Source organism: Spirosoma horti (genome assembly GCF_054776595.1).
Genome location: NZ_BAAHBQ010000006.1, coordinates 337,425 through 360,668 on the forward strand (window position 1 = coordinate 337,425; position 23,244 = coordinate 360,668).

A 23,244-nucleotide genomic window follows, 5' to 3' on the forward strand; every position below is an offset into this window, starting at 1 on the left:
AAGGTTTTTTACTCGAGCAAATCGGGTCGCCGGATACGGGTTCGTTCGAGCGCCTGTTCGTGCCGCCATTCGTCAATTTTAGCTTCATGGCCCGAAAGTAAAATATCGGGAACCCGATGCCCTTCAAACTCGGCGGGGCGTGTATAAACGGGTGGTGCTAAGAGGTTATCCTGAAACGAGTCGGTCAGGGCCGATGTTTCGTCATTCAGTACGCCCGGTAACAAGCGGATAATAGCGTCAGACAGGACGCAGGCGGCCAGTTCGCCCCCAGAAAGCACATAGTCGCCGATGCTCATTTCTTTCGTAATGAATACCTCCCGTACTCGTTCATCGACCCCTTTATAGTGGCCGCACAGAATGATCAGGTTCTGTTTCAACGAAAGCGAATTAGTCGTCTGTTGGTTCAGTCGTTCGCCATCCGGCGTCATGTAAATAACCTCGTCGTAGGTACGGTCGGCCTGTAGCGACCGGATGCACCGGGCAATCGGCTCGATTTGCATGACCATTCCGGCCCCGCCCCCGAAGGCATAGTCATCGACACGACGGTGTTTATCGGCGGTGTAATCGCGCAAGTCGTGCACGACAACCTCCACATAACCACCCTGTTGCGCCCGTTGCAGAATGGAATGGGCAAAGAAACTATCCAGAAGCCGGGGCAGGCAGGTTATAATATCAATCCTCATCGGTAGTATCCGGGCTGTGTTCAGCGTCGTCGCCGTTCACGTCTGCGTTTTCATTATTCTTACTATCCTCTTCCATATAGATCGCCAGTAAGCCATCAGGCAAGACTACGTTGAGTTTCTGTTTGGCCCGATCAACCGTCCGAACGATGTCGCTATTGATTGGAATCAACACTTCTTTACCCAGATAATCCATCGCAATCAAGTCTTGGGCATTCATGGCATACACCCCCCGAACAATCCCTAATTCACCCGCTTCGGCATCAACAACCTGGTAACCAACGATTTCATGAAAATAGAACCGAGTTTCGTCGGTAATGGGTTCCAGTTCATCCAACGGCAAAAAAGCACCACAGTTGATGAGCCGCTCAGCCTGCTCGATGGTGTTTACATCGTCAAATGCAACAATAGCCCGGCTTCCTTTAACAATCGCGATGGATTCGATAAAGTACGGAATCAGGTCCCCTTTTACTTCCAGTAAAACAGATTCCAGATCGGCGTATTCGGCCGCATTGTCTACATCTAAAAAAAGAACTAACTCACCACTGACGCCGTGCGTCTTGGTGATGTGTCCTAGCTGGTAACAATCATCTTTTGTCATATATAATGTGGCTCATGGCACTTTATCAGAACGCTGTCTTTATTGATTAGCACTAGGGCAAGCCAGCCCGGCAACGGCCGTTGACCCGCCGACTGACTGCCTATTGTACAAAAATAGCCTGTTCATCGTTGAACAGGCTATTTAGTAACATTTTTACAGGAGCGCAGCGCTCCGTAGAAAATTATTCAGCAGCCGGCGCGTCCGTTGCAGGAGCAGCTTCAGCGGCAGGCGCTTCCGCTACGGGAGCTTCGTCAACGGCAGGTGCTTCGGCTACAGGCGCTTCTTCCGCTACGGGAGCGGCTTCCACGACTGGCTCTTCTACCTTGTTTTTCTTAGCGATGGCTTCAGCACGCGCTTCGTTCACCTTTTTCTCCGCATCCAGACGAGCAGCACGATCCTGCTCTTTGGTTTGCGATTTGGTGTCGGCAGCACCGGCTTTGCGATTCTCTTTCTCGCTCTTCCAGGTCGAATATTTCTCATCGGCCTGTTCCTGTGAGATGGCTCCTTTATTGACGCCAACCTGCAGGTGTTTGCGATACATGATGCCTTCATGCGACAATACCGAACGCGCGGTATCGGTCGGCTGAGCACCTACCATGAGCCAATAAACGGCCCGTTCCGACTTCAATACGACCGTCGATGGGTCGGTGTTGGGGTTGTATGAACCGATTTTTTCGATAAACCGGCCATCGCGAGGAGAAGTTGACTCTGCGATCACGATGTCATACATCGCCATTTTCTTGCGTCCACGACGCGCTAAACGAATTTTAACAGCCATTTGTGCTTGTTTGTTTTTGACGGGAGACGCATCCCCCTTGTAAAACGTGGCCGCAAAGGTAAGAAAAAATATGGGTAGACCAAAAAAGTTTGTAGTTTATGGTTTGTAGTTAGCTGACGCATGCACAGTTGTCGCGTCAGCCAACTACAAACCTAAAAAACCCTTCACCATACGAGTCTATAAGCCGGGTTCTGTCCTCCCGCTGAAAGCGGAATGGCTTATCATTTATCTAGGATGGTCGTCACCGACCACCTCGTTCGACCTACCCGCGTCGGCAGTCAACGCACTCCCGGCTGGAAGTACGCAGAAACGGAGACGAGCCGCCCCACGTCCGACGCTTATTTGGTCTTTCAGCCCCTAAGGTTTATCCTGCCCCGCTGGTCACCCAGCGGGCGGTAGGCTCTTACCCCACCTTTTCACCCTTACCCCGCCAAAACGGGGCGGTATATTCTCTGTGACACTGGCTGTCGAACGGTCGTTCCCAACCGCCCGCCTTCCCGTTAGGAAGTAGGGTGCCCTATGCTGCCCGGACTTTCCTCGCCCAATTGCTCGGACGCGATAAGCCGACTCGTACCGCTCAGGGAGCGCAAAGGTACGGATATGCGTCGGTTTTGAGAAACCAATATAAGTTAACCTGCAACCATAGGTTATCTCACTGCAATCCCTCCACTTTTACGTCGATCCGGCCTTTCGCATGAACAACGGCCAGCATGGCGGTTGGGGTCAAATAAACCTGATCGGGTTTAATTTCGTCGATATGCCCATTGATCGTGACACCCTTAACGATCTGGTTATTTTTTAATCGCTCCTGCAACAGTTTCTGCATGTCGGCCAATTGGGAGCCGATGGGAATTGTGAGTTGCTTCTCGAGAGTTCGGGCAAAAGGGCCTTTCAATAGCCAGCTAGCCGACTGCTGTAACACATTGCGGGTGTCCAGATCATACCGCAAGTCTTTTAACGAGATAGTCTGTTGCTGTGCATCGTAGTAAGGCCGTCCGCTCAGATAAATATCGCCGTTGATCGTACCTTTCAGGCCAGCCTTGATAATCAGGTTATCATTCTGACCGTACATGTCCATACTCGTAATCGTGATATTGTATCGATTCTCGCTAAAGGAAAACGATTTACCAACGAACTCATCGGCGGCAAGTTTAGCCGCTTCCGGGTACGTGGCCTCACTTAATAATCCTATTTGAAAATCATCTTTTACCTGCGGAACAACGACCAGATCAGGGAGCGATACGGCTGGTTTCACATCCGGCTTAGCGCCGGTTGTCGTCAGCGTAAATCCTTCAAAGCCAATGGTAGACCGAATGACCCGACCTTCAAAACGCAAGGGTGTAATGAGTATCCGTTTGGGTACCACCTGCAAATAGGTCCGGTATTTTTCGGAGATAAGGTAGGGCTCCCGAATTGTGTTCCAGGCTTTTAGGACGGGCGTTCGAAGGTCGATGTTTCGGCGCACCTGCTGGTCCAGCGTTTTGGTGATACTGCCCAGATTTTTGTCGATCATCCGGCCAACAATATTCGTAATCGGAATATTTAGTCCAACAATATTCACCGTTGGCCGACGCACCCATCCGTACCCATCAGCTTCGGTATGTGTGTTGACTGACCAGTCGGGGTCCAGATCGAACTTCGTTTTGAAACGTAGATCGATCTCAAATTCAGTTTCCTTGTACTGCGTGAAGCCAAGTACCGACACGCCCGCTTTGACCCAGATACGCAACGGCACGGTGAAATGGAACAGGCTATCCTGGGCATTGACCAGGATGGTCCCCCGCTTCCACACCTTTGTCATGAACTGATCCTTATTGTTGTCGTCTAAGCTGTTATCCTCATAGATCAGTCCAGTTACCTGCGCATTGATTTGCCGTTCAACATCGCCCAGCGCAATGGACACAGGTACATGCGCCGTAGACAAAAAGCGTTCATTTCGAACTTCCATTTCGGTGGTATTATAGGCTTCTTTAGGTGCTCTGGTATTCAGTCGGTTACCAGACGGATGTCCGCAACTTACTAGAAAAAAATTACAACACAGAACAACAAGACACAAATAGGGGGATCGATAGTCTCCATCGAGCATACCCTGTCTACTTAAGCGTGACCTTGGTGGCGCCATAGCCAAATTTCTGCTTTTGAGCGTCTTCAAAAAATTTGACATGCGGGTGTTGACCTAATCGCTTGTGGAGTTCAGTACGCAACGAGCCGCTCCCTACCCCATGAATGAACGTAATGTCGCTCATGCCGCTGGCAATGGCATTTTCAAGCGTTTTCTCAAAGGTATCGAGTTGTAGTTTTAATAACTCAGCGGGGTTTCGGTTACCCGCTCCCTTGGGTAGCAATTGTTCGACGTGCAGATCGACAACCGACGTTGGCCGTTCAACGGACACCGTGTCTGGATCTGATTTTGGTTTAAGCATTTCTGCCTTTAAATCCTCGGGATGAATGACCGTAGGCTTCGGTTGGGCAGCCCGGTTGCTGGTCGGTGCAGATGCTTGCGGTTGATCGCTCTCCGCATCCAGCTGCGTCAGGAAGCCGGGCAGATTGATAATGGGCACTGTCGTTTTATTCTTAAAAAACGTTGTTGCCCGTGCTTTGAACCGTTTGATCAGCGGCTGTCGTAACGACGATTTGCCTGCTCTGAACCAAAGACCCTGCACCACAAACGTCGGCCAGCTTTCGAAGCTGGCATGTACATACAGATCGTTCATTTTCTGTTGCGACTTGGGTTTCAGGAGGCCACTGTGAAGGCCCCGAAACTGAACCCCTCCGCCGGCACCCGCCGATTCTTCACCCAGCACGTAGGCAAACTCCCAGTCGGTGTTGTTGATCAAATGAAGCGTATACTCCCGGTCATTAACGGGCATAAACGCCAGATAAATACCCTGGTTCGACAGGATCGTCGGGGCTTTTGGCTCCACCGTTTTTTGCGGGGCAAAGGTGCTGGTCCTGAGCAGACGGTCGGCTTCCAACGGCGAAACCGGAACCAGTTCCGAACGCATGACCGGAATCCTGAATCCATCTTCAATTTCAATCTCGATCATATCGCCGGGTAAAAAGCGCGATATAACTCCTTGTTCTTTTGCCCGGAGCAACCGGACTTTATCACCAATATTCATAGAGGGTAGCGATCAGTCGTTTTACGTCAGTCGTCAATCGGCATTTGGTGCCAATGACTTGCCAAAAGTATAACTGATATAAACAAAAATCCCTTCCCTTTTAGGGCAAATCATTTGAAGAGAAATGGTTTTGGTTGGTTATGTATGTAACTATCCGACAATATTTCCCCGTAAGTCACTTGCAGCAAGGTCGTTATTGTCTTTCAAGGCGACGCCCGTTAGTTGCAGCCGAAAAGCCGACTGAATGAGATACATCAGCTTATCGACGGCCATTTCAGCGGATAGGCCCTGCTCCCGAATATTCGAAATACAGTTTCGTCGTTCATCCGTCAAGCCAGGCGCGGGCGCGTAGGTAATGTAGGCCCCCATGCTATCGAACGAACTCAGGCCCGGCCGTTCACCAATGAAGACAATAGCCAATCGAGGGCGCAGAATCTCGCCAATGGCGTCGGTGATCGCTACCCGTCCCTGCTCAACGACGAGTATTGGCGCCAGTGAATAACCCGCCTGCCGGACCCTGTTGACCAATAATGGAATCACCGAGCCAGCATTTTTCATGATGGCCGTTGCCGACAGACCGTCGGCAAGGATAATGCAGATGTCGGCCGGAGGGCTGTTAAGTTGCTGGAGGTAATCAATTGAGTGGTCGTCAAGCAAACGACCGTAGTCGGGTCGTTGCAGATAGATATCCCGGTTCCCTGCCCGGCTCCGCAAAGTATGAATGGGCAAGCCCGCATCGGCCAGAGATGTCTGTAAATCAGCCAGATCTAACTGTGAATAGACGGCATCTTTTGCGTGCGCATGCGCCAGTTTGAATCGAAGAGATTCGTTAAGCGGAACCGAAACACCGGTTTTTCCCAGCGCAATCCGGGCTCGGGTATAAGCCTTGAGCGGCTCCCATTCGTCGGGCTCGATGCCTTTTTTTTGCGGTTCGTTCATGCTGGGAGAAGGGCCGCAAATAGTTGTTTTTGCGCACCTCCCGACAATCGATTCCCGATGCCGTCCATAATGCCCTGCCGAAGAAGCCACTCTTCAAATTCGGGCGCCGGTCGCAGGCCCAGCACCCGGCGGAGGTAAAGCGCATCGTGGAAGGAGGTCGACTGGTAGTTGAGCATGATGTCGTCGGCGCCGGGAATGCCCATGATGAAGGTAATACCGGCTACACCCAACAGGGTCAGCAGCGTATCCATATCGTCCTGATCGGCCTGCGCGTGGTTGGTATAGCAAATATCCATGCCCATGGGCAAGCCCATCAGCTTCCCGCAAAAGTGATCCTCAAGCCCCGCCCGAATGATTTGTTTTCCATCGAACAAATACTCCGGGCCAATGAAGCCAACGACAGAATTGACCAGAAACGGGTTAAACTTCCGGGCTACGGCATACGCCCGCACCTCACATGTTTGCTGGTCAACGTTATGATGGCCGCCTGACGAAAGCGCACTCCCCTGCCCCGTTTCAAAGTACATCAGGTTGTTGCCAAGCGTACCCCGATTCAGCGAAAGACCCGCTTCGTGCGCTTCCTGCAGGAGCGATAAATTTACCCCAAAACTGGCATTCGCTTTTTCAGTACCGGCAATCGACTGAAAAATCAGATCAACGGGCACGTTTTGCTCAATCAACTGCAACGTGGTCGTAATGTGGCTCAGCACGCAGTTTTGGGTCGGCATGTCGAATCGCTCACGCAGGTTGTCAAGCATGTACAGCAGTTGCGCCGTTGCCGCCGGGCTATCCGTGGCCGGGTTGATACCGATCATGGCGTCACCACTGCCATACAATAACCCGTCGATAATACTGGCCGCTACCCCTTTGGCGTCGTCGGTGGGGTGATTGGGCTGCAAGCGAACGGATAAATGCCCCGGTAGCCCCTGCGTATTTCGAAACCGGGTGACTACTTCACACTTCTTTGCCACCAGAATCAAATCCTGATTTCGCATCAGTTTCGATACAGCGGACACCATTTCGGGTAAAAGTCCGGGAGCTATCTGGCGCAACATACCCGTGGTGGCTTCATCACTCAGCAACCAGTCGCGGAGTTCCCCGACGGTAAAATGACTAATACTCGAGAAAGCCGCTTTATCATGCGTATCCATGATCAGGCGCGTTACCTCGTCGCTTTCGTACGGAATGACGGCCTCATTCAGAAAGGTAGTCAACGGCACATCGGCCAGTGCAATCTGGGCCGCCACACGCTCTTCGTAACTCTCGGCAACCAGGCCAGCCAGCGCATCGCCCGAACGTAGCGGGGTCGCCTTGGCCAGGAGTTGCTTTAGGTCCTGGAAGCGGTATGTAAAGCTGCCAATGGTGCATGTATAGGCCATTCCAAGGTTGTGGTTTTATGAGTTGGCCGGTAGGGCCTGCTGCCATTCCTGCTTCACTTTCTGATATTTACCCGATACGTAAAATACGCCCGCAAGAACAACCAGCCCGATAAAGAATAGAAAACTTAACCAGCTATAAAAGTAAATCATGGCAATGAGCGTTACAACCGCCAGCAACAGGGCCAGCGCCGGAACGTATGGATACAACGGCGCTTTGAAAGATCGTGGCAGGGCGGGCTGCGTTTGCCGGAGCCGGAATAGCGCCAGCATGCTGATGATGTAAACGACGACGGCCCCAATTGTAGACAGGATCACCAGTTTGCTCGTGTCAAATGAAAGTAGTGCGATCATACCAAAGACGGCACCCGCCACCAATGCCCGGACCGGGACTTGCCGGGTTTTACTGACCGACGCCAGCCCATTGGGCAGGTAGCCACTTCGGGCCAGCGCAAAAATCTGCCGGGAATAGCTGATAATAATGCCATGAAACGATGCAATCAGGCCAAACAAGCCAACGCTGGCGAAAAATTTTGTCAGTGGATTCTGTCGGCCAAGCACAATGGCAATAGCTTCGGGCATCGGGTAATCGAGGTGGTCCAGGTTTTCCCAATTCGTAATACCGCCCACACTGATCATGACCGTGAGGGCCAGAAAGGTCAGCGTCAACACGGCCGAAATGTAGCCTTTGGCAATCGTATTTTTTCCATCTTTCACCTCCTCGGCCACCATCGCGATGCCCTCCAGGCAAACGAACAACCAAATAGCAAACGGCAGGGCCGCAAACACGCCGGACCAGCCAAACGGCATTGGGTTATGCAAAAAGGTCTCGAAACGAGTGTACGGATACACGACGCCAATGAAAAGTAATAGTTCGCCGATGGCAATAATGGTCATCGCTAACGAGAACCAGGCCGCTTCTTTTATGCCCAGCAGATTGATCAACGTAAACACGACGAATGACCCTATGGAACACCAGACAACCGAAATGCCGGGATAAAGAAAATGCACATAACTGCCCAGCGCCAGCGCAATAGCGGGTGTCGCAAATAAAAACTCGATCAGGGTGGCATACCCGGCCACTAACGCCCCCAGAGGTCCAAAGGCTTGCAGGGCGTAGGCAAACGGCCCACCCGCATTCGGAATGGCCGTTGTGAGTTCGGTGAAGCTAAAAATAAACGTAAAATAAAGCAGGGTAATAAACAACGTAGCCAGCAACAGTCCTACGGTTCCAGCGACTCCCCAACCATAATTCCAGCCGAAGTATTCGCCGGAAATGACTAGTCCCACGCCAATGGCCCATAAATGAACCGGGGTCAATGCCTTTTTTAGTGCCGGAGATTCGTTAGCCATTGAGGTTGTGTAGCGTTGTTCACGGACAATGAAGAAATGTCAATCCGCTAAAAGTAAAAACAAAAAGCGATCAGCCAATAAATAGCCGATCGCTTTTTGCAACTGCTCTCCGATTGTAGTTAAAGGATTAGGCAATAAGTCTAAACTTGCCTTACTTTTTCCCATCGTTATAGTGTTTTTCTTCCAGAACTGTCTCTATACCGTTCTTAATGAGTGTTCGTCGTATCAGTCTCCCCTTTCGATCATTATAAAATCCTCTTTGGGTTCCGTCTTCGCTATAATCAATTTCTACCAGCGTTTGCCTAGTTGAACCATATGGCTGAGACTCAACCCTCTCAGAGAGACTAGTCATCTGAATAAGCCCATTTTCCCGGAAGCGAGTTACATAGTCAATGCCTTTATCGGGCAAACTAATTGTTTCAAGCATTATTCGTCCGGTGCGGTAATAACTTTTACTATATAACTGGTGGCCCTGTTGATCATACAGAGTAGTATTTAATAATTGATGACCGCCGTACAATCGCTGTGTAGAATCCAATGATTGTTGATACATATCGCTTAACATCCTTAATGTCGGGAGATATGTCTTGCTTTCATACCAACTCTGGCTGGTATCAACCAGCATACCTCTGCTATATTTTTCTTTATGTGCTACATGTCCATCATCAAACCATTTTTCGGCAACGCCCTCTTTCAACCCATGTACATACGTTTCACGCCCCCATAATTGACCATTCGGATACCAGTATAGTCGCTCCCCTTCATATTTACCCAGTGTATAGAACGCTGATGTTTCTTTTTGTCCGGTTGGGTAGAAAGATTCAACACGTCCGTTTCTAACAATATCCGGTTTTACGTTAAATGCCTTGCGAAGACGGTTTATTGCGGCATCACCAGAATCGTCAGCTAAATCACGCTTGCCATCCTGGTCTCGATATTGAAACGAGTAATTGCAAGAAAATACAGTAGCATAATCCTGTGAATCATTCACGAATATCACCCATTCCTGGCCCGGTCGCAAGCCAATATCGCACGAGGTCTTATACCCACCCATGAGTAGTGTATCAGGCAAGGGGGCCTTATAGTTTTCTAGTATATCAACCGTGAACATAGCTAGATCACTATACTGATGGTCTTTTTGGGTTTGTGCAGGTATTGAAAATGGAGCAAATGTTTTAATTTTAACGAAGGCTATGTATTTATACTTTTTATACGTGGCCTCATTTAAAGGATCGTAATTACTGCAATAACACGCAAAAACAGACCCACCGTGTAGGACTAATAAACTGATAACGATCCTACTCCATAAGGTTGATTTCATGGCTCATACATCTTTGATAGTCGTTCAAATCAAAGAAAAGTATGGGTAAATAAAAAGGCCGGAAGAACTAACTTCCGGCCTTTATTAAATTTTAGAGGAATGATTTACTCAATCTTTCCTACCATATCTTCCGGTTTCACCCACTCATTGAACTCCTCTTCCGTCAGGTAGCCAAGTTTGAGGGCCGTTTCTTTCAGGGTAGACCCGTTTTTGTGGGCCGTTTGGGCAATTTCAGCAGCTTTGTAATAGCCGATCTTCGTATTCAGGGCGGTTACCAGCATCAGCGACGAATCGACGTGCTTCTTAATGTTCGCTTCGATGGGCTCGATGCCTTCCGCACACTTGTCGTTGAACGACACACAAACGTCGCCGATGAGCCGGGCCGAATGCAGGAAATTGTAGATCATAACCGGTTTGAACACGTTCAGCTCGAAATGGCCGCTCATGCCCCCAATGTTGATGGCTACGTCGTTGCCCATTACCTGCGCAGCGACCATCGTCATGGCTTCGCTTTGGGTAGGGTTTACCTTACCCGGCATGATCGACGAACCCGGCTCATTGTCCGGAATGTGCAGTTCGCCGATACCCGCGCGCGGGCCGCTCGACAACATGCGAATATCATTACCGATTTTCATCAGGCTGGCGGCTACGGTTTTCAACGCACCGTGGGCTTCCACAATGGCATCGTGGGCGGCAAGCGCTTCAAACTTATTTTCGGCCGTGATGAAGGGCAAACCCGTAACCGCAGCAATGTGCTTAGCCACGTTCTCGGAATAATTCAGGGGCGTGTTGATGCCGGTTCCCACCGCGGTGCCACCCAGAGCTAGTTCGCTCAGGTGAGCCAGCGAATTGTTAATGGCGCGCAGACCATGATCGAGTTGCGAAACATAGCCCGACAGCTCCTGCCCTACCGTCAGTGGCGTCGCATCCATGAAGTGCGTCCGTCCGATTTTGACGATGTGCATGAACTGCTTTGACTTGGCGGCCAGTGTGTCGCGTAGCTTAGTAATGCCCGGAATCGTTACGTCGACCAGGATCTTATAGGCGGCAATGTGCATCGCCGTCGGAAACGTATCGTTCGACGACTGCGACTTGTTTACATCATCGTTGGGGTGCAGAAATTTTTTCTCGTCGGCGAGTTGACCACCATGCAGAACGTGTCCGCGATAGGCAATCACCTCGTTTACGTTCATGTTCGACTGGGTACCGGAACCGGTCTGCCACACGACGAGGGGAAACTGGTCATCTAGCTTTCCGTCCAGAATTTCGTCGCAGGCCTGCCCGATCAGGTCGCTTTTTTCCTGCGTCAATGTACCCGCGTCGAGGTTGGTCAGGGCGGCTGCTTTTTTCAGGTAGGCAAACGCCCGGATAATTTCGCGGGGCATTTTATTGATATCCTGAGCAATTTTAAAGTTCTCGATCGAGCGCTGGGTCTGGGCGCCCCAATAAACGTTGGCCGGCACCTGTACCTGGCCCATCGTGTCTTTTTCGATACGGTATTCCATGAATAAAGAGTAAAAGAGTGTGAGAGCGAACGAGCGATTTAGAGAGACGACGGGTTTCGCTCAGTCAAATTTCGCTCGCTCACTCGGTAATAGGACTGCAAAGGTAGAACTGAAAAACAATTCTCGCCTATCGTTTTGGGTTGAACTGAATTCTTACCTTTAGCCTATTGTTATCATTTAACAGGAACAAAACTATCAAATTACTATGCAAGTATCCATTCCTCAAATAATGACTGCTCTGGGGGGAGAATCGGTTGTAAAGCGACATGTAGAAAATACGTTTGACTTAATTGACTTGGTCAATGAAGGCTTGCCAATGCAATCAGTCAAGTTTTTGCAAGACAGGCTTGGCTTTTCGAACCGTACAATGAGCCATTTATTAGCCATTTCTGAAAGTACCTATCAGCGTCGAATTAGGGCCAAGTCATCTTTAACTAAAGATGAAACCGAAAAAGCTATTTCCCTCTCAGAACTCTACGCCAAAGGGATCGATATTTTTGGTAGCTCAGAAAAATTCCACTATTGGTTAGACAATCCTAACTACGCGCTGGGAAATCGAAAACCTGTCGATTTACTGGACTCAACTATTGGACGCCAGGAGGCAATGGAAATCTTATTTCGCATCCAATACGGTATTTATTCATAGACCATGCGATTATATCGTTTCTCGCCAACCGCTTTTGCGAACGATCTTAGCGGCACCGGTGGCCTCTACAGTGCTGGGCGATGGAATCGTAAAGGAACCAGAATTTTGTATACGTCAGACTGTGTCTCGCTCGCAAAACTTGAGCTACTGGCCAACTCGACAACATTACCGGATAACCTTATGTTAGTAACCCTTGAGGTTCCGGAGGATGCTACCTGTTTTAACGTTCCGCTAGGCACGCTCCCTACAAATTGGCGAGCAATTCCATACCGTTCTGAATTGGCTGTAATCGCGGAACAATGGCAGAAAGCAATGGCCTATTGGCTTTTGCAAGTCCCATCCGTTCATTCCCCAACTGAGTTCAATTATCTTCTCAATCCGCTTCACCCCGAGCACAAAACACTTAAATTGATTAGCGTTGAACCACATTCGTTTGACCCAAGGCTGAAATAAGCTCAGGAGTATTGGTCTATACGATCTAAAATCGAGTAAAAACGGTTAGTATTGACGAAAAGGCCAAACGGACTTCAGTATGCCTCCTTACAAACTACCTCAGAAAATAGCGGCTCGTCAGCACGAAATAACGGCTGATTTTCTACGCATCATCGACCGGCATCTGGCCGATATTGTCGACGGTCGTGTGTTGGACATGTACGAAATCCGGGATATTGCCGACGAGATGAACATCCACCCAACGCACCTAAGCAACACCATTAAACTGACAACCGGCAAAGCGCCCTGCTTCTTTTTTGAAGAAAAGATCATGGTCATTGCCCGGGCCATGTTGCAGGAAAACCAACGCTCTATCGCCAGCATTGCCACCACACTCACCTTCGATCCATCCAACTTCACCAAGTTCTTCAAACGGTTTCAGGGCCTGACGCCCAAACAGTATAGGGAATCGATTTTGCAGGAAGAATGGGCAAAAACTGAACTGCTCACCATTTAATCTGAAGCTGTCACCATAACCCGACGGGTTATAAGCCCCAATTTTGTGTCATCATATTTGAACACAAGACGATGGCAACTGAAAACAAAATTGCGTTAGTGACCGGCGGTAGCCGGGGTTTGGGCAAAAACATGGCCCTCAGTTTGGCAAAAAAAGGCATTGGCGTCGTGCTGACGTACTTTAGCAAACAGGACGAGGCCCAGGCCGTCGTGGCTGAAATAGAAGCCCTCGGCCAGAAAGCCGTGGCCCTGCAACTTAACGCCAGCGATGTCCGAAGTTTCGACACGTTTTATGGACAGCTAAGTAGCGCCCTGCAGAACACATTTTCGGCCGGTCACTTCGACTTTCTGATCAACAATGCTGGTACGGCCGCGTATGCGTCGTTCGCCGATACAACAGAAGAGCAGTTTGACGAGATGGTGACTATCCATTTGAAGGGTGTTTTCTTCCTGACTCAAAAAGCCCTGCCCCTACTCAACGACGGTGGTCGGATCATCAACATTTCAACAGGGCTGGCTCGCTTTGCCACGCCAGGCTACTCAGCCTACGCCAGCATGAAAGGGGGAGTCGAAGTCTTCACCCGATACCTGGCCAAAGAGCTGGGCGAACGGGGAATCGCTGTCAATGTAGTCGCTCCAGGGGCTATCGAAACAGATTTTGGCGGGGGCCTTGTGCGGGATAACACTCAGATCAACAGCCAAGTGGCCTCGGTTACGGCGCTGGGTCGCGTTGGTCTGCCCGATGACATCGGCGGGGTGGTCGCATTTCTGTGCACCGAGGAAGCCCGCTGGATCAACGCGCAACGGATTGAAGTTTCGGGCGGTATGTTTTTGTAATGCCGGTCTTTTAAGGTAACCCGATTATTTGGGAGATCATCAGCCAGGGTCTGTGTCCGCACAGACCCTTTTTTTATTCAGTAAGCAGTCAGGCTGACGCATAGGGATATGTGAGGACATAGGACCCGTGAAATACAAATACGCTGACGTACGATTTTGATAACCGGCGTTGAGCGCGTTTGTATTTCCGTGAACGATTCGTCAGTTTTACGGGATAAGCCTTTAACCAGATGACTCATGGATCAACGCATTATTAATCTCTTCGACGAATACACACACAAACCGCTAAAACGGGACGATTTTCTGAAGCGACTGGCGCAGCTAACGGGCAGTATGGCCGCAGCATTAACCGTTTTACCGCTTCTGGAAGTCAACTATGCGCATGCCGAAACGGTACCTAAACAGGACGATCGTATCAAAACAGAGTCGGTTACATTTCCTGGTTCAGACACGACCATGAAGGGGTATCTGGCCCGGCCAACAGCGGCCGGGAAGTACCCTTCCGTCGTGGTCATTCACGAAAACCGGGGCTTGAACCCGCACATCGAGGACGTAACCCGCCGATTGGCGCTGGCCGGCTTTCTGGCCCTGGCCCCCGATGCTCTTTCTGCTTCAGGCGGAACACCGGCTGACGAAACGCAGATGCGCGAACTTTTCGGTAAACTAGATGCCCAGAAAACCCGTGAGAACTTCGAGAAAGCGCTCGATTACCTTAAAACACGTCCCGAAAGCAATGGTAAAGTAGGGTGCGTAGGTTTCTGCTGGGGCGGTGCCATGGCCAACCAGCTCGCGGTTCATTACCCTGACCTCAAAGCCGCGGTCCCCTTCTACGGTCGCCAGCCCGATGCCGCCGATGTTTCTAAAATAAAAGCAGCCGTACAACTCCATTACGGCGGTCTCGATGAGCGCATCAATGCCGGAATTCCCGCTTACGAAGAAGCCCTGAAGAAAGCAGGCGTTCCCTACGAACTATATGTGTATGAAGGCGCTCAGCACGCATTCAATAACGACACCGCGCCCACCCGCTATAATGAAGCCGCTGCCAAATTAGCTTGGGAACGGACAACTAAATTCTTAAAAACGAAACTGGCTTGATGAACCAGCCACTGGCCAATTAATCATAAACACTAACAAGTCAACCGCCATCAGCTTATCAACCGGTAGCCTCATCAGCCACTGCATACAGGCTATGGGCCATTGGGTTAGTACATTTATCGTTATCCAATGGCTTCTAGCACAATTTTTTATCTGTCTTTATCAAAAATAGTAGCCAAAAAATTGGTAGTACTGAAAATTAAGCCATTACGGTGGGTTACTTTCTTCCGTATGGTGTATTAACAATGTATAAATCTACTAACTACTTCAATTCACCAACGACATGGCAAAATCTGCTTTTTTCTTCCTGTCAATGATGGCTTTGGCCACGGCCTGCTCCAGCTCGAAAACAGAATCAACTACATCGACAACGACTGTATCAGACAGCACGTCTATGATGAGCGACTCCACCAAGATGATGAGCGACTCTTCATCGACAATGATGAGCGATACCACGAAGAAAGATTCTATCAAATAGTCTCTTTTCATACGCCTTATACTGACGAAGCCCCTCAACATTGAGGGGCTTCGTCAGTATAAGGCGTACGAGAATGAACTTATTTTTTCAACAGAGCTGCCGCTTTTTCATCGACCAGCCAGACAAGCTCCCCGTCAACCGGCTTGATTACCTGCGACGGGTATTTATCCGGATTATAGTCTCCTTCGAGTACTTCTTTTAACGGTTCCGCTTTTTTAGGACCGGCCACCAGAAAGGCGACACACGAAGCCCGATTCACGATGGGTGCTGTCAGTGTCAGCCGATACATGTCCTGCTGGGTCAGGAAATAAGCGTCGGTCCAGGCCGTTGTTTCGTGGATAACCTCGGTGCCGGGGAATAAAGAAAGCGTGTGCCCATCGTCACCCATGCCCAGCAGAACGAGGTCGAAAGAGGGTCCCGTAGCACCAAAATAGTCGTGCAGAATCCGGTCATAGTCAGCGGCAGCCGCGTCGGGTTCGAGGTCCGTACGCCAGACATGAATCTGCTCTTCGGGTGTGTAGACATGCCCAAGCAGGGTATCATACGCCATACCCGCATTGCTTTGCTCATCGTCGATGGGCACATAGCGCTCATCGCCCCAGAAAACATGCAGTTGAAGCCATGGAATCTGGTCAACATAGGGAGCCTTTGCCAATAACTCGTGTAGCGCTTTGGGCGTACTTCCTCCCGACAGGGCAATCGTGAAGCGGTCCTGTTTTTTAAGGACGTCTTTTATACGTTTTGTAATGAAATCAGCCGCAGCATTGGCCAGATCGGCCGGATTCTTTTTTATAATGAGTTGCATAGCAGACATTTCAGCTATCGCTCAAAATACTGAGCAACAGGATATTAGACGAAATCTTCACGCATAGGTGTAAACACATCGACCAGCACACCAGCCTCTTCACAAACGGCTCCATGCCAGACATTGGGTGGAATATAATAAGCATCTCCCGCCCGAACGGTTCGCGTTTCATCACCGATCGAGATGGAAAATGCACCGCTGGCCACGTAGCTCATCTGGGTATGAACATGGCTATGGGCCGCGCCAATACCACCCGTTTCAAAGGCGACCTTAACCATCATCAGGTTCGCATCATAGGACATGATTTTGCGTTTCACGCCTTCAGCTACCTGTTCCCACGGCAAGCTTTGGTCATCAACAAATAGGGTAGCGAGTTGGGACATGGGTTACGGTTTGTAGTTTGCAGTTTACGGTTGGCTAACGAATGAGTGGTCCGTGTCCCCACGGACCACGGAGAGATTGGGACCTGTGTTGTGGTTTGTCGTTTACGGTTTGTAGTTGGCTCTATCTAGGATCTGTATCCCCACGGGCCACTCATTCGTCAGCCAACCATAAACGACAAACCACAACCCATTAACGTCTACTTCATCATCCACTGAAAGCCGTCTTTCTCAACCAGTTGCTGAGCCGCGTCGGGACCCCACGAACCGGGTGCATAGTTTGGAAAATCGACGGTGTCGGATTCCCAGGCTTCCAGAATTGGGGTAACTACTTTCCAGGCGGCTTCAACCTGATCGGCGCGCATAAACAGCGTAGCGTCACCCGTCATCACATCCAGCAAGAGTGTTTCATATGCTTCCGGCTCCTGCTCTTCATAGGCTTCTTTATAACTGAATACCATTTCTACGGGGTCGATAGCGAGGGTTTGGCCCGGCCGCTTGGCCTGAAACCGCAACCGAATGTCCATGGCCGGTTGAATGCCGATCGTCAATTGGTTCGACGACCAATTTTCGGTGGCTTCGTCGGGGAAAGCGTAGTTTGGAGCGGGTTTGAACTGAATATTGATGACCGTTGCTTTTTCAGGAAGCGACTTGCCGGTACGCAGGTAAAACGGGACATCTTCCCACCGCCAGTTGTCGACAAATAACTTGACAGCGGCAAAGGTTTCCGTTTTCGAATCGGGCTTGACGCCTTCCTCTTCGCGGTAGCCGGGAATGGCTTTCCCGTCTTTCTGACCGGGTCCATATTGTCCCCGAACGGCTACATCCTTCACCTGCTCGGGCTTGATCCGGCGAATGGCATTCAATACATCCACTTTTTTGTTTCGAACCTCATTGGCGTCGAACGAAATGGGCGCTTCGGTGGCTACCATACAGAGCATCTGGAGCAGGTGATTCTGGATCATATCCCGCAGTGCCCCCGACCCTTCGTAATAACCGCCCCGCCCTTCGAGGCCTACCGTTTCGGAAGCGGTGATTTGCACGTATTCGACATAGCGCCGGTTCCAAATCGGCTCAAATAGCGAGTTGGCAAACCGAAGGGCTAGAATATTCTGAACCGTTTCTTTCCCTAAATAGTGGTCGATCCGATAAATCTGCTCTTCGGCAAACAGGCCACCCAAGAGTGTATTAAGCTCCTGCGCCGTTTTAAGATCGTGCCCGAAAGGTTTTTCAACGACAATCCGAACGCGTGATTTATCACAGCAGAGTTCGAGTTTACCCAGGTTGGTCGCAATGCCGGGCACCAGTTGGGGCGCTACGGCCAGATAAAAGACAATGTTGGCCGGGCCGCCCCATTCGCCTTCTTTTTTGGCGACGAAGTCAGTTAGTTTCGAGTAAGCGCCTGCATCACCCGCATCCATTTGCAGGTAAGAGATGGCTTTCGAAAATGACCCCCATGTGGTTTCCAGGTCGTCTTTTCGGCGGGAAAACGATTGTACGCCTTCGAGCAACCGCTCCCGAAACGATTCATCTGTATACTCGCTTCGACCCAATCCAACCACCGCGAACTGGTCTGACAGGTAATTATCAAGCGACAGATTATAGAGTGCGGGGGTCAGTTTGCGGAGATTCAAATCTCCGCTGCCACCAAAGATAAATAAGATCGTTGCCGATGGGCGCTGATTAGTAGCTGGAATCATAGTCAGTAGTATTGACGGGCTGCAAATTACCGCCAGTCTGTTTTCCGAACAAGTTTACTCCGTTAAGGTTTCATCTTAGCACATGATTCTGCTACTTTTGGCTGTTGTTTTACTTCCTATCGTTTACATATGAAAATTGCCATAGGCTCCGATCACGCTGGTTTCCGTTACAAAGAAGCGATCAAACAATTTCTCACAGGTCTGGGACACGAGGTTATTGACAAGGGCACGTATGCCGAAACGCCCTCCGTCGATTATCCACTTTTCATCCGTCCCGTTGCCGAAGCTGTTGCAGCCGGCGAAGTTGAGCGGGGCGTTGTACTGGGTGGTTCAGGCAATGGAGAAGCCATTATGGCCAACCGCATCAAGGGTGTGCGTTGCGGCCTGTGCTGGAACGAAGAGTCGGCCCGATTGTGCCGCCAGCACAACGACGCCAACGTCATATCCATTGGCGAACGGATGATGAGCGAAGAGACAGCCCTTAATCTGGTAAAAATCTGGCTCGATACACCCTTCGAAGGCGGTCGGCACCAGGCTCGTATTGAGGAGCTTGATCGGTAATTGATTCGACCATGCTGATACTCTGGAATTACCTGAAACCGTACCGCTGGCTGGCCGTGCTGGCGTTAGCGTTGGCGGGTGTTGCCCAGATATTGGCTCTGGTCGACCCCATTATCTTCGGTAAGCTTATCGACGAATACGCAACCAACCCTGGTCAGAAAACCGATACGCAAAAGATCAACGGAGTCTTGTTCCTGCTGGGAATAGCCGTTGGCGTGGCTCTGTTGTCCAACATAACGAAGGCTTTTCAGGAATACACCACCCGGTTGGTGGTTCAGAAATTCGGTACCGACATTTTTAATGACGGGCTCAAACAGACGCTTCGATTGTCATACCAGGAATTTGGCGATCAAAGCAGCGGAGCGACGCTCTCGATTTTACAGAAAGTCCGTACCGACACCGAGAAGTTCATTAATGCCTTCGTGAACATCCTGTTTTCGTCGCTGGTCGGCATTGGCTTTCTAATCTGGTACGCCGTTACGAAACACTGGGCGCTGGTTCCGGTGTTTCTGATCGGCGTCTTGCTGCTGGGTGGCCTGACGGGTTTGCTTAGTACACAGATCAAAACGACCCAGCGGTCGATCAACCGCGAAACAGCCCTGTTATCGGGTGTCATTACCGAGTCGCTCCGCAACATTGAACTGATCAAAAGCTTAGGCCTGACGTTTCCGGAAATCAGACGATTGAAAGTTCAGACCGGGCGCATCTTCGACCTGGAAATGTTTAAAGTGAAACGGGTTCGGCTGCTCTCGTTTTGGCAAAGCACAACCCTGAATATCCTCAAACAATCGGTTCTGTTTACGCTCCTCTGGCTCATTTTCCGCCATGTGTTAAGCACCGGCGAGCTGATTTCCATGCAGTTCATTTCAGTCGCCATTTTCAATCCGCTCCAGGAACTGGGCAACATCATTCTGGCGTATCGCGAAGCCGAAGCGGGCCTCCATAGTTTTGACAAGTTGATGCAGAAACCCATCGAACGAAATCCGGAATCACCCATAGTCGTTGGACCTTTGGAACGATTACGCTTCGACGACGTGGTTTTCCGGCATAATGGCGCGGGTCAGAATGCCATTGACGGCGTGTCGTTCGAAGCCGGGCTGGGCGATACCATTGCGTTTGTAGGACCGTCCGGTTCCGGGAAGTCCACGATGGTCAAGCTGCTGGTCGGGCTTTACCGGCCCGTTGGCGGGGAAATTTATTACAACGACATTTCCACCAAAGACATTCGGTTTAATCCCATGCGTCGCCAAATCGGGTTTGTTACTCAGGATACGCACCTATTTGCCGGAACCATCCGCGAAAATCTGTTATTCGTCAAACCCGATGCTACCGAAGCCGAAATGCTCGACGCGCTGGACAAAGCCGCCTGCGATCACCTGCTGGCTCGTTCGGCCGATGGGCTCGACACACAAATTGGCGAAGGTGGCCTAAAAATGTCGGGGGGCGAAAAGCAACGGCTGTCCATTGCCCGCGCCCTGGTTCGGCACCCGCGGCTGCTGATTTTCGATGAAGCTACGTCGGCGCTCGATTCACTAACTGAAGAAGAAATTACGGATACCGTTCGGAGTGTATCAGCTCTGAATGAGCAGATTACTATCCTGATTGCTCACCGGTTGTCGACTATCCTGCACGCCAACACCATCTTTGTGCTGGAGAAAGGCAAAATTGTCGAGATGGGTAGTCATGATGTATTGGTTGCCCAAAAAGGCCTATATTATGCCATGTGGCGGCAACAGATCGGCGAACGCCGAACAAGCCTGACAACCGCCGGGCACTAAGAACGGCCCGCGTTTAACAGCATAGACGTTGATAAACAGCGGACTACAATTACTGATCAGACCACAAAATCGCGGCCCGGCTTTTAGGCCAATACCTGATAGGAAGTTTCTTTATGAACAAGCGTGGTCGGCAGGTCAGTTATTTTCTGTCCAGCCAGTATTTTTCTGATGGTTTGCGCATAACGCTGTCCATTCTGTTGCCTTCTTTACTGCTCGCTCAGTTCGGACAGCTTCAGGCGGGCATGGCCATGTCGCTGGGGGCGCTGAACGTCAGTTTGAGCGACGCGCCAGGCCCGGTCATGCACCGACGCAATGCGATGGCCATCAGTGCCTTAATCAGCTTTTCAGTAACGTTCATAACGGGTTTCGCCCGGATGCACCCATACATTTTAGGCGTTGAGCTATTCCTGTTCAGTTTTTTCTTCTCCATGTTTGCCATCTATGGCAGTCGCGCAACATCCGTCGGGACAGCAGCCTTGCTCATCATGATCCTGATGATCGACCGGCCACTCGACGCGCGGGGTGTCGTACATGAGAGTACGTTAGTGCTGGCCGGGAGCGTCTGGTACAGTACCATCAGTTTGATAGCGTCGCGGTTGCAGCCGTATCGGTTGGCACAGCAGGCGTTGGGGCAATGCATTCATGAGATCGCCAAACTGATGGCCATTAAAGCAGACTTTTACGATACCAGTACCCAGTTGGACGATGACTATCGCCGACTGATTGCCCAACAAGTCGATGTAAGCGAAAAACAGGACGCGGTGCGGGAAGTGTTGTTCAAGAGTCGGCGTATTGTTACCGAATCCACAAGAACAGGCCGGTTATTACTCCTTACGTTTGTGGATGTAGTCGATTTGTACGAACAAATTATTGCCATGTATTATGACTATTCCGATATCCGCGAGCGTTTTGGAAAGTCGGGCGTACTGGATGAAATTTCCCGCTCCATTCGGCGGTTGTCGGTCGAGCTGGATCACATCGGTTTAGCCATTCAGTTGCCCGTACCGTTTCACAGGCCTGTTCACAACAGGCCTGAACTGGAAAACCTGAAACGCAGCATCGACGCCATCAGCGATCAGGATGGTAGTACCCTCGTACTCAAAAAAGTGCTGGTTAGTTTACGAACAATCAGCCAGCGGGTCAGTACGCTGCAAAAAAACCTGGCCTCCACGAAACTGAACCCCGTCGACAACGAAGCCATGGAATATGGCCGGTTTGTTTCGCATCAGGAAATCGACCTGAAATCATTTCTGGATAATCTGACCTTCAGTTCCTTAACGTTCCGTTATTCGATACGGGTAGCGATTGCCATGCTTCTGGGGTTTATCATTACCAAACTACTGCCCTACGGACACCATAGTTACTGGGTGCTATTAACGATTTCCGTTATTCTGAAACCCGCTTTCAGCCTGACCAAACAACGAAATATCCAGCGGATCAGCGGCACACTGGCCGGCGGCATCCTTGGTGTTCTTGTGTTAACTTTTTTCCCCAACAAGTACGTACAGTTCAGCTTTATGGTCCTATTCATGCTGGGCACCTACAGCGCCCAGCGGATCAATTACATCGTTATGGTGATCTGCGTAACTCCTTTTGTGCTCATTCTCTTTAGCTTTCTGGGTGTAAGCTATCTGGGCGTTGCCGAAGAGCGTTTTTTCGATACATTGCTGGGGGGAATTATTGCTCTGGTGGCAGGCTATTCCTTTTTTCCGCAATGGGAGTCCGATCAGTTGATCAAACCTATGAAAGCCATTCTGCACGCCAACATTCGGTATTTGCAGTTACTGCTCGATAGCCTTTCGGGTGGAAAGATCAGTATGATTGAGTACAAGCTGGCCCGCAAGGAAGTATATGTCACATCGGCGAACCTGTCGGCGGCTTTCGAGCGAATGCTGTCTGAACCCAAACATAAACAGCGGAATGAGAAGCTTATTTACGAATTTGTCGTCCTGAATCACATTCTCTCGGCCAATATCGCTACGATCACATCGGCTCAATTGACCGCACAGCCTACGGTTTACCCAACCACATTGTTGCGCCCGGTCAAACGGGCTCTGTTTACGCTGACTGAAAGTCTGCGCCGTTTAGGAACAACAACCGAACGAACTCTTCAGGATTCACCCACTTCGTCAGTGCCTTCCCTTGTTATCGACACGCCAACCGACCCACTATTGAGCGACCAGTTAGCATTTATTCAACAGATTAGCAGTGATATCGGAAAACTGGTGGAGCGGGTTGACAAATAAAAAATCCCCGGTAGGTTAGCTACAGGGGACTTTTCTGGTTTGTTATAGGGTAAACGCCATTAAGGCCTGATTTGTTCCAGCATCGAAAAACTATC

The 23,244-nt window shown here is 50.3% G+C and carries 22 protein-coding genes and 1 other RNA gene; 8 read left to right on the forward strand and 15 right to left on the reverse strand.

What is annotated here, in order from left to right; genetic code table 11:
• Window positions 1–8: 8 nt before the first annotated feature.
• From trmD to fumC, 11 genes are all read right to left on the reverse strand, one after another.
• Complete coding sequence (trmD, locus tag ACYVAM_RS19980) at window positions 9–683, reverse strand: tRNA (guanosine(37)-N1)-methyltransferase TrmD (protein ID WP_461070243.1); 675 nt, start codon at window positions 681–683, stop codon at window positions 9–11.
• The gene (rimM, locus tag ACYVAM_RS19985; protein WP_461070245.1) at window positions 673–1,281 is read right to left on the reverse strand and encodes a ribosome maturation factor RimM; all 609 of its coding nucleotides are present in this window, start codon (window positions 1,279–1,281) and stop codon (window positions 673–675) included. The genes trmD and rimM overlap by 11 nt, the downstream gene beginning before the upstream one ends.
• Window positions 1,282–1,462: 181 nt before the next feature.
• Window positions 1,463–2,059, reverse strand: a complete 597-nt coding sequence (locus ACYVAM_RS19990) for a 30S ribosomal protein S16 (protein WP_461070247.1) — start codon at window positions 2,057–2,059, stop codon at window positions 1,463–1,465.
• Between the two features lie 164 nt (window positions 2,060–2,223).
• Window positions 2,224–2,634, reverse strand: an RNA gene (rnpB, locus tag ACYVAM_RS19995) — RNase P RNA component class A.
• A gap of 77 nt (window positions 2,635–2,711) precedes the next feature.
• The gene (locus ACYVAM_RS20000) at window positions 2,712–4,007 is read right to left on the reverse strand and encodes a DUF4403 family protein (RefSeq protein ID WP_461070249.1); all 1,296 of its coding nucleotides are present in this window, start codon (window positions 4,005–4,007) and stop codon (window positions 2,712–2,714) included.
• 145 nt (window positions 4,008–4,152) lie between these two features.
• The gene (locus ACYVAM_RS20005; RefSeq protein ID WP_461070251.1) at window positions 4,153–5,181 is read right to left on the reverse strand and encodes a Smr/MutS family protein; all 1,029 of its coding nucleotides are present in this window, start codon (window positions 5,179–5,181) and stop codon (window positions 4,153–4,155) included.
• 150 nt (window positions 5,182–5,331) lie between these two features.
• The gene (gene eutC / locus ACYVAM_RS20010; protein ID WP_461070253.1) at window positions 5,332–6,120 is read right to left on the reverse strand and encodes an ethanolamine ammonia-lyase subunit EutC; all 789 of its coding nucleotides are present in this window, start codon (window positions 6,118–6,120) and stop codon (window positions 5,332–5,334) included.
• Window positions 6,117–7,499, reverse strand: a complete 1,383-nt coding sequence (locus ACYVAM_RS20015) for an ethanolamine ammonia-lyase subunit EutB (protein WP_461070255.1) — start codon at window positions 7,497–7,499, stop codon at window positions 6,117–6,119. The genes eutC and ACYVAM_RS20015 overlap by 4 nt, the downstream gene beginning before the upstream one ends.
• Window positions 7,500–7,514: 15 nt before the next feature.
• Window positions 7,515–8,849: an ethanolamine permease gene (eat, locus tag ACYVAM_RS20020; RefSeq protein WP_461070257.1), complete on the reverse strand. Its 1,335-nt coding sequence runs from the start codon at window positions 8,847–8,849 to the stop codon at window positions 7,515–7,517.
• Window positions 8,850–9,000: 151 nt separating this feature from the next.
• Window positions 9,001–10,170 carry a toxin-antitoxin system YwqK family antitoxin gene (locus tag ACYVAM_RS20025; RefSeq protein WP_461070259.1) on the reverse strand — a complete coding sequence of 390 codons (1,170 nt, stop codon included), beginning with the start codon at window positions 10,168–10,170 and terminating at the stop codon, window positions 9,001–9,003.
• A 104-nt stretch (window positions 10,171–10,274) separates the two neighbouring features.
• On the reverse strand, window positions 10,275–11,675 hold the full coding sequence (fumC, locus tag ACYVAM_RS20030; protein WP_461070261.1) for a class II fumarate hydratase: 1,401 nt from the start codon (window positions 11,673–11,675) through the stop codon (window positions 10,275–10,277).
• A gap of 205 nt (window positions 11,676–11,880) precedes the next feature.
• Here fumC and parS point away from each other — a divergent pair, with 205 nt between their 5' ends.
• From parS to ACYVAM_RS20055, 5 genes are all read left to right on the forward strand, one after another.
• Window positions 11,881–12,321, forward strand: coding sequence for a type II RES/Xre toxin-antitoxin system antitoxin (gene parS / locus ACYVAM_RS20035; RefSeq protein WP_046574544.1), 441 nt, complete (start codon window positions 11,881–11,883; stop codon window positions 12,319–12,321).
• A 3-nt stretch (window positions 12,322–12,324) separates the two neighbouring features.
• Entirely contained in the window at window positions 12,325–12,774 is a 450-nt protein-coding gene (locus tag ACYVAM_RS20040) for an RES family NAD+ phosphorylase (RefSeq protein WP_461070264.1), read from the forward strand.
• Between the two features lie 79 nt (window positions 12,775–12,853).
• Window positions 12,854–13,270: a helix-turn-helix domain-containing protein gene (locus tag ACYVAM_RS20045; protein ID WP_461070266.1), complete on the forward strand. Its 417-nt coding sequence runs from the start codon at window positions 12,854–12,856 to the stop codon at window positions 13,268–13,270.
• A 71-nt stretch (window positions 13,271–13,341) separates the two neighbouring features.
• A complete protein-coding gene (locus ACYVAM_RS20050) occupies window positions 13,342–14,106 on the forward strand; it encodes an SDR family oxidoreductase (RefSeq protein ID WP_461070268.1) in 765 nt (254 codons plus the stop codon).
• A 237-nt stretch (window positions 14,107–14,343) separates the two neighbouring features.
• Window positions 14,344–15,201 carry a dienelactone hydrolase family protein gene (locus ACYVAM_RS20055; RefSeq protein WP_461070270.1) on the forward strand — a complete coding sequence of 286 codons (858 nt, stop codon included), beginning with the start codon at window positions 14,344–14,346 and terminating at the stop codon, window positions 15,199–15,201.
• A gap of 267 nt (window positions 15,202–15,468) precedes the next feature.
• Here the strand turns inward: ACYVAM_RS20055 and ACYVAM_RS20060 are convergent, their stop codons facing one another.
• The 4 genes from ACYVAM_RS20060 to zwf all read right to left on the reverse strand — a co-directional run bounded on the left by ACYVAM_RS20060 (window position 15,469) and on the right by zwf (window position 18,564).
• On the reverse strand, window positions 15,469–15,690 hold the full coding sequence (locus ACYVAM_RS20060; protein ID WP_461070272.1) for a hypothetical protein: 222 nt from the start codon (window positions 15,688–15,690) through the stop codon (window positions 15,469–15,471).
• A 68-nt stretch (window positions 15,691–15,758) separates the two neighbouring features.
• On the reverse strand, window positions 15,759–16,484 hold the full coding sequence (pgl, locus tag ACYVAM_RS20065; protein WP_461070274.1) for a 6-phosphogluconolactonase: 726 nt from the start codon (window positions 16,482–16,484) through the stop codon (window positions 15,759–15,761).
• Between the two features lie 44 nt (window positions 16,485–16,528).
• Entirely contained in the window at window positions 16,529–16,867 is a 339-nt protein-coding gene (locus ACYVAM_RS20070; RefSeq protein WP_461070276.1) for a cupin domain-containing protein, read from the reverse strand.
• 197 nt (window positions 16,868–17,064) lie between these two features.
• Window positions 17,065–18,564, reverse strand: coding sequence for a glucose-6-phosphate dehydrogenase (gene zwf / locus ACYVAM_RS20075; RefSeq protein ID WP_461070277.1), 1,500 nt, complete (start codon window positions 18,562–18,564; stop codon window positions 17,065–17,067).
• A gap of 129 nt (window positions 18,565–18,693) precedes the next feature.
• Here zwf and rpiB point away from each other — a divergent pair, with 129 nt between their 5' ends.
• The 3 genes from rpiB (at window position 18,694) to ACYVAM_RS20090 (ending at window position 23,149) form a co-directional block, all read left to right on the forward strand.
• A complete protein-coding gene (gene rpiB / locus ACYVAM_RS20080; protein WP_461070279.1) occupies window positions 18,694–19,125 on the forward strand; it encodes a ribose 5-phosphate isomerase B in 432 nt (143 codons plus the stop codon).
• A gap of 11 nt (window positions 19,126–19,136) precedes the next feature.
• Window positions 19,137–20,903: an ABC transporter ATP-binding protein gene (locus ACYVAM_RS20085; RefSeq protein WP_461070281.1), complete on the forward strand. Its 1,767-nt coding sequence runs from the start codon at window positions 19,137–19,139 to the stop codon at window positions 20,901–20,903.
• Window positions 20,904–21,016: 113 nt separating this feature from the next.
• Window positions 21,017–23,149 carry an FUSC family protein gene (locus tag ACYVAM_RS20090; protein WP_461070283.1) on the forward strand — a complete coding sequence of 711 codons (2,133 nt, stop codon included), beginning with the start codon at window positions 21,017–21,019 and terminating at the stop codon, window positions 23,147–23,149.
• Window positions 23,150–23,244: the final 95 nt, after the last annotated feature.